Consider the following 6,472-nt stretch of genomic DNA (forward strand, 5'->3'; position numbering starts at 1 on the left):
GGCCCGCACCGAGGAGCGGACGTCCGAAGCGGCGCTCAGACACGTGCACCTAGCCCGCCCGCGACGTCGACCGCCGATGCGGTGATGTAGGCAGCGAGTGGGGAGAGCAAGAGGGCGACGACTGGTGCGACCTCGTCAGGTCGTCCCATGCGGCCCAGCGGAATGCCGCGCCTCACGGCCTCTTGCACGCACCAGTCCTCGAACACCTGGTCCGCGGCGTCGGCGGTGTGTCGCTCCCGCTGGCGATCTGTCACCACCGCGCCAACGTTGACGGCATTCACCCGAATCCCTTCTACGGCCAAGCGTCGCGCAAGCAGCGCCACCAGTGCGGCCACCGCTGCTCGGGCGGTGCTGACCGCTGCCATCTCCAGGTCGGGTGCGTGCGCAGTCACCCCGTTCATTACCACTACCGACGGGTGCGGCGAGTCGCGAAGGTGGGGCATCGCCGCCCGGACCATTGTCAGGACCGGGTGAGTCTTGACGGCGAACTGCATGTCGAGAGTCTCCAGATCAACGTCCAGCACGTCGCCCCGCGCGCCAGTGCCCGCATTCGCGACCACTCCGTCGAGTCGGCCGAACCGGGCAACAGTGCGCTCGATTCCGGCACGGAGCGCTTCAGGGTCGGTCACGTCACATGTGTCGAGTAGGACACGTCCGGGCCCTACGTCGGCGTACGCCGCTCGTAGACGCTCACCGTCCCGAGCGCAGGTAGCAACAGTCGCACCCTCATGCAGCAACCGGTCGACGACGGATCGCCCGATCCCCGCGCTTCCCCCGGAGACGAAGACAACCGAACCCTCAAGACCAAGATCCATGCCTCATTGTCCACATCTGCGACTCCGGCCGCTCGACACGAGAAGACGTCCGGATCTAATGGCTTGCCCCATTGAGTGCGTTCCGGTGGCGGATGGGCTCGCGGAGCGACCCGGTGCGGGATCCCGCACTGGCACGCTCCGCAAGCCGATCAGGAAACGGGAAGCCGGCGCCGCATCTGTTAGTGGCTGATCACAAAGGGTCGTGGCAGGCTCGTCATCGTGATCCCGATCGCGAAACTTGTAGGCCCCGAAGTCATTGCTGATGTTGCGACTCCCGCCAACGTCCGTCTGGGCACGGCGCTAGCAGATGACCGCGCGGTAAAGCTGGACGCCACTGATTCTGGTGGCGTCGAGGGCTGGGTCGGCGGTGGCGACAGCGCCACCCAGCGGCGTCGCGTCGCCCTGTGGGTCGACAAGCAAGTGCTCAAATGGTCGTGTACATGCACCAACGAACCCAAACTGTTTTGCAAGCACTTGGTCGCCGCCGCCATCACCGTGCGCGACAGCGCTACGAAGTAGGTGCCAGCCCTCGTCACGCGAACGTCCGTCAGCGCGCGAGCACCCGCCTTCTCAACCGCGAGGCTTGCGGCGTGTAGATCGTCGACGAGAAGGTCGAAATGCGCATGCTGCTCTCCCGTCCGCCCTGGCCACGCGGGTGGTTGGTAGTCGGCCACACGGTGAAAGGAGAAACGGCCGACGGGCTCCCATCGGAGAGTCAGCCAGTCAGAACCCGGCCAGTCCCTCGGCGTCGCCGCACTCCAGGATCAGTTGGGTCAGCCTCCCGACGGTCATTCCTCCAACCCGTGCGCCACCGCCCTTCCGCGCTGCACACATCAGCTAAGCCGGCCGCTCCGTAAGACGAACCTCAAGCGGCTCATGCCGGGCGCCGATCGTGATGATTCTCCGGACGGGGCAGGGGTCAGTGACGCTTGGGGCGCAGGCTGTCCGTTCGCTGGGGCTGGTGAGGGAGGTCACCGGCTCCAGTCGATGGCGTCATGATCGGCCAGGAGACGAGCGCCGCGGGTGGAGTCGTGTTGGGCGACCCAGGCGATCCGGCCGCGGAGGTGTTCTGCGAAAGCTGGGTGGTCGTCTCGGTTCTGGGTGCTGGGTCCATGCTGGCGGCAGTTGTGCAGGATGGCACGCAATTTGTCGACCTCGGTGCGGGCGACGCGCGGGCTCTGGTTGACGACCAGACCGCCTAGGGTCTGACGTCCCGCGCGAGGCATGACGCCGGTCTTGCGGGGGTTGAGGCGGAAGCCTTCGTCTCGAACGATTTCGTCGACGGCGTCAAGAAGCCGCGATGTGCCGGTTGCCCATCCGCGGCCGCCGGAGAGGGCGAGGTCGTCGGCGTAGCGGGTGTATCGACCACCCCACGAGCTGGCCAGCGCGGTCAGGCGGATGTCGAGGCGGAAGGCGGCGAGGTTGGCGAGGGCCGGGGAGGTGGGGGCACCCTGCGGAAGGTGCGGCGCGGCCAGCCGTCGGCCCAGGCGCCAGTGGGCGTCGAGGAGTGCGCTGTTGGCGGGTCGAGGAACGGTGCGCCACTGCGACCGCGGCAATACGCTGGTCATCAGTCCGGCCAGGCAGTGCGCGACGGGTTCGGGGTAGCCGGCAGCACGCCAGATGCCGTAGACGCGAGCGACGGTGACGCTGGAGAAGAACGCCTCCAGGTCGAGGCGGATCACCACCGGCCTGCCCGCATGGGGGGCGGCGTAGGACCTCACCGAGCCGCCGGGTCTGAAGCCTCGCGCCGCAGAGTGGGGAGGGACCAGGGACACTATGTCGTCCAAGAGGCGGCGCTGCATGCGCTTGAGTTCGAGTTTGGGTGCCTCCAGGACCCGGATCGCCCCGCTGGGGGCAACGCGATGGCTCACCCGGTAGTGCTGCAGGCGTACATCGCTGGCCTGGCGGGCCAGGTGTCGTGGGTCGGCGAACCACTCCAGTTCCGGCGGGGTGAGAGCCAGGAAGTGTGCGAGGTCGGCCAGATCGTCCAGAGCGGGCAGTGCCCACCTGTTGGTGAGCATGCGGGTAGCGACGACGGGGTGCGCCATCGGTCGGTCGTCGGCCGCCTTCTCGGCGGCGGGCAGGGTCGCGATGATCGTCGCGAGTTCTCGTGGACGATCGAACGGTGGCCGGGGATAGAGCTCAAGCGTCTGACGGACAAGGGGCAACAACCAACGGCGGCGGCGACTCAGAACCAACGCACCGCTGTCCACCAACCCCGCCTGGGTCCACTGCCCGGCGAGGAAACCAGCGGCCAGCGCACGCGCCAGATCCCGCCTCACGGATGCCCAGGCCCGGGCAACGACCTGGGCGCGGCGTACCGGGGGTGCGGCAGCGCTGCTCGACCTGTCCCGTCGTGCGCGCGATCACCTGCAGCGAAGCGCAGCGCCTCGCGCGCGGTGCGAAGCCTGAACGTACCAGTGGCCCCCGGGGTAACCCCGGGGAGGCGAACTGACGACACGCGCCAGTACACCGTCTCGAGATTGCGCTGCCGCACGGGCCAACCATAGCCGCCCCTCTGGAGCGCGCCTCGAGCATGCACGACACCAAGGCAGAGGCGCAGGTCGAACATCCTGGTGGTTGAGTTTGGCGGATCCCGTACCGGGTCGCTCCGCGAGCCCATCCCCCTGTGGTCACCCGGCCCGAGGCCGACGGCCGCCCCGGGGGCCGTGCCGATGATCCGTACCTGCCACTCGGAGTCGGCCGCCACCCCAAATCCGTTGGTGCGCAGGGCCATGCCGTAGCACCATGACGGGCGATGAACAGACCTACGACATACCAAGAGTTGCTGACGCGCACCCGTGCCCTTATCGAGACCAGCCATCGCGTGCCTGTCATTGGGATCAGCGGCCATGGAGGCTCCGGAAAATCAACCTTGTCCGAACGGATCGCGGCCGACCTGGAACTCACCGCCGATCAAGTCGTCCCCACCGACTGCTTCTACGCCACTTCCTGTGGCCCGGACGCTGGCATGTGGGAGCAGCACGACTGGTCGATGCTCGAGGCGCTCGTGAAGGATGTCCGGCGCATTCCTGCGCCCGACCGACTCCGGTACGAGTACCGCTGGTGGAGCGGCGAAACCGGGGTCGAGGAACAACCGATGCCTCCGGTCCTGATCATCGAGGGGATTCGGCTGTTCCAGGAGCGCACCCGCGACTGGTTCGATCTCGCGGTTTGGATCGACATGAATCCGCTAGCCGCGGGGGCCCGGGCAAGGGCGCGCAACGTCCTGCAAGGCGACGATCAGAGCGAGCTGGACCTCTGGAACACGAAGTGGATCCCGGAGGGTCACCAGTACGAAGCGGAGGTCGACCCCGCCCGCTTGGCAGACTTGGTTCTGCCAGCGGAGTGATGGCGCAGGCCCGTTACTACCGTGGTGTATTGAGCTAGCTTCACTGGACGCTTCGTGACACAGCGCCGCCAGAACTTCCTCTAGCGCGCTGGAAGGGTTCGCTACTGGGAGCGTCGCGCCCTGTGACGACCCTGGTCCGCATGACGATGGGCTCGCGGAGCGACCCGGTAGGGGATCCCGCACCATAGCGACCCGCTGCAAGCATCCCAAAGACCTTGGTCTTCGATGGTCGCGGTGGGGTGCGGCCGCTACTGCGGTAGAGCGTTTCCGACTCGTGTTCCAACCCATAGCGCCATGGAGATGTCCTCGGCAGAGGTGTAATTGGTGTGTTGCGAGAAGTTGTACAGGGCCATGTTCACACCGGTGGAGACCGCGCTGGGAATGGTAGCGGCGCATATCGGGTCGCCGCGATGACACATCGAGATGGTCCGTGAGGCAAGCGTCGCTAGCACGGGCTCGTCGTCGCCAGTAAGGAGTCTTGCGAAGACGCCGGCCTTGTCGGCGACCCCAGCTGCGGCTGCTGTGTAGTCGGTTTCCCAGACGGTCTCAGCGGGGTTTGACACCTTGCCGGGGTCAGCCAGGAGGGCAACGCCAAGGATCTGGCTGGCGTATGTATTCGGGTCCGCGATCTCGATGTGGATCGCTAAGGCGCCTTGCGAGTACCCGACGAGCATGAACTTGGTCGACGAGCCGCACTGCTCTGTCAGTGAGTGCATCGTGTCCCAGAGCATCATGGAACCCTCATAGATGCTGTTGATGTACTGCTCGGTAGTGACATCACTGCCGCCAACCCCGGGCACGGGTAGTGCCGCGTAGGGAATACCGAAGAACTGTACGTCTGCGTTCGGCCTAAGCTCCAGAATCCGTTGCTTGGCCTTCGCCGCGATCAGACTCGAGTCAGTCCCGAACAACTCGGTGCCGGAAACATAGGATCGATCCCCGTACTGCTCGAGGCTCGAACCTTGCGGAGACTCCCCGGATCCACGCAGCCCGATGACGGCCACCTGGGGGCAGTCTGTGGTGACAATCGGGGCGTCGTAGCTTGGTGGCGTCGGTTCGGGGGGTGCGACAAAACCTGCCCACGGCAGCACCAAAACGCCGCCGCCGCTCACAGACGGCCCCGTCCCGTAGGGCGCGGGCCCAGACGGCGTACCCCAGTCCACATTCCGCGCATCGACGGTCGAATCGCCTGCAACGATCCCGTGCGGGGAGAACACGATTCGCCCAGACACCGAACTCGCATACGAGCCTGCGTCCATAGTGAAAGCCGTCGACGCGTACCGAAGATCCACCCCCTCCGCCAGGACCTGCCCGCCCGCACCGACGTTGATGCCGTTCCAGTCGCCGGGGGCGGGGTTGGTGGTGCCGCCGTCGCCGTTGGTGTCACCGCCGATGCTGTCGTCCTTGAGGCTGGTGAGCACCACGGGCTGGGCGCTGGTGCCGTTCGCGTTGAGGGTGCCAGCGACGGTGAGGGCCGGGCTGTCTGAGTCGAACCTTGTAGCGGACCTGAACTTCAGGATGGTGCCTGAGTTGAGGGTGAGGGTGACCCCGGATGGGACGGTGAAGCCTCGGTTGGGGCCGGGGCCGATGCTGATGGGCAGCCCGGTCGCGGGGAGGGTCCAGTTGCCTCGCAGGGTTCCGCTGAGTTCGAGGGTGTTGGTGGTGTTGTCTGTTCCGGTGTTTCCGGTCAGCTTGCTGGGGAGCAGGTTGTTGGCGTTCACCTGCATCGCAATGCCTGGTAGCCATGAGCGGCCATCGTTTCCGTAGCTGCCGGTCACGCCGGTCACGGTGTTGCCGGTCACGGTCGGGGCAGGACTGTTGCTGTAGGGCGGGGAGGGTGCAAAGCCGCCGGGTGCTGCGTTGACGATGATGCCCGCGCCGCCGTAGTAGTCAGTGACGTCGGAGACGTTGTTGTTGGTCACGGTGGTCGTCGATCGGCTGATGTCGGCCGCGTGACCGGTTTGGGTCACGAGGATTCCGATGCCGGCGGTGTGGGCGATGGTGTTCCCAGTGACGACGATCTCTTTGCTGCTGCTCAACTCGAGTGCGTAGTCGGAAGTGTGCTCGATGCGTGAGTTGGTCACAGACAACGGCGATGTGGACTCGCCAGTGACGTGGCCGTACCGGACCAGGGCACGGTCCAAGTTCAGGATTCCGGCTTCACGCATGTTGATGCCGTTCCAGTCGCCGGGGGCGGGGTTGGTGGTGCCGCCGTCGCCGTTGGTGTCACCGCCGATGCTGTCGTCCTTGAGGCTGGTGAGCACCACGGGCTGGGCGCTGGTGCCGTTCGCGTTGAGGGTGCCAG

The 6,472-nt window shown here is 66.3% G+C and carries 5 protein-coding genes and 1 pseudogene; 2 read left to right on the top strand and 4 right to left on the bottom strand.

Going from position 1 to position 6,472, the window contains the following annotated elements; genetic code table 11:
• Positions 1–35 precede the first annotated feature (35 nt).
• Positions 36–815 (bottom strand): SDR family oxidoreductase, encoded by a 780-nt coding sequence (locus IRX98_RS20210; RefSeq protein WP_224279845.1) that lies wholly within the window; start codon positions 813–815, stop codon positions 36–38.
• A gap of 219 nt (positions 816–1,034) precedes the next feature.
• Here IRX98_RS20210 and IRX98_RS20215 point away from each other — a divergent pair, with 219 nt between their 5' ends.
• A complete protein-coding gene (locus IRX98_RS20215) occupies positions 1,035–1,334 on the top strand; it encodes an SWIM zinc finger family protein (RefSeq protein WP_224279847.1) in 300 nt (99 codons plus the stop codon).
• 14 nt (positions 1,335–1,348) lie between these two features.
• Here IRX98_RS20215 and IRX98_RS23790 read toward each other — a convergent pair.
• Both IRX98_RS23790 and IRX98_RS22875 read right to left on the bottom strand, forming a co-directional pair.
• A pseudogene (locus IRX98_RS23790) lies at positions 1,349–1,552 on the bottom strand (VOC family protein); the annotation flags it as partial.
• A gap of 234 nt (positions 1,553–1,786) precedes the next feature.
• Positions 1,787–3,097, bottom strand: coding sequence for a reverse transcriptase family protein (locus IRX98_RS22875; protein ID WP_224279849.1), 1,311 nt, complete (start codon positions 3,095–3,097; stop codon positions 1,787–1,789).
• Between the two features lie 503 nt (positions 3,098–3,600).
• Here IRX98_RS22875 and IRX98_RS20230 point away from each other — a divergent pair.
• The gene (locus IRX98_RS20230; RefSeq protein ID WP_224279851.1) at positions 3,601–4,167 is read left to right on the top strand and encodes a hypothetical protein; all 567 of its coding nucleotides are present in this window, start codon (positions 3,601–3,603) and stop codon (positions 4,165–4,167) included.
• Positions 4,168–4,415: 248 nt separating this feature from the next.
• Here the strand turns inward: IRX98_RS20230 and IRX98_RS20235 are convergent.
• The coding region (locus tag IRX98_RS20235; protein WP_224279853.1) for a cutinase family protein at positions 4,416–6,472 on the bottom strand (2,057 nt) is incomplete at its 5' end.

This window comes from Nocardioides lacusdianchii (genome assembly GCF_020102855.1).
GTDB lineage: Bacteria > Actinomycetota > Actinomycetes > Propionibacteriales > Nocardioidaceae > Nocardioides > Nocardioides lacusdianchii.

What these genes read in the sequence shown, in the direction of transcription:
- IRX98_RS20210 (WP_224279845.1), bottom strand. Translation starts at nt 815, where the DNA reads ATGGATCTTGGTCTTGAGGGTTCGGTTGTCTTCGTCTCCGGGGGAAGC.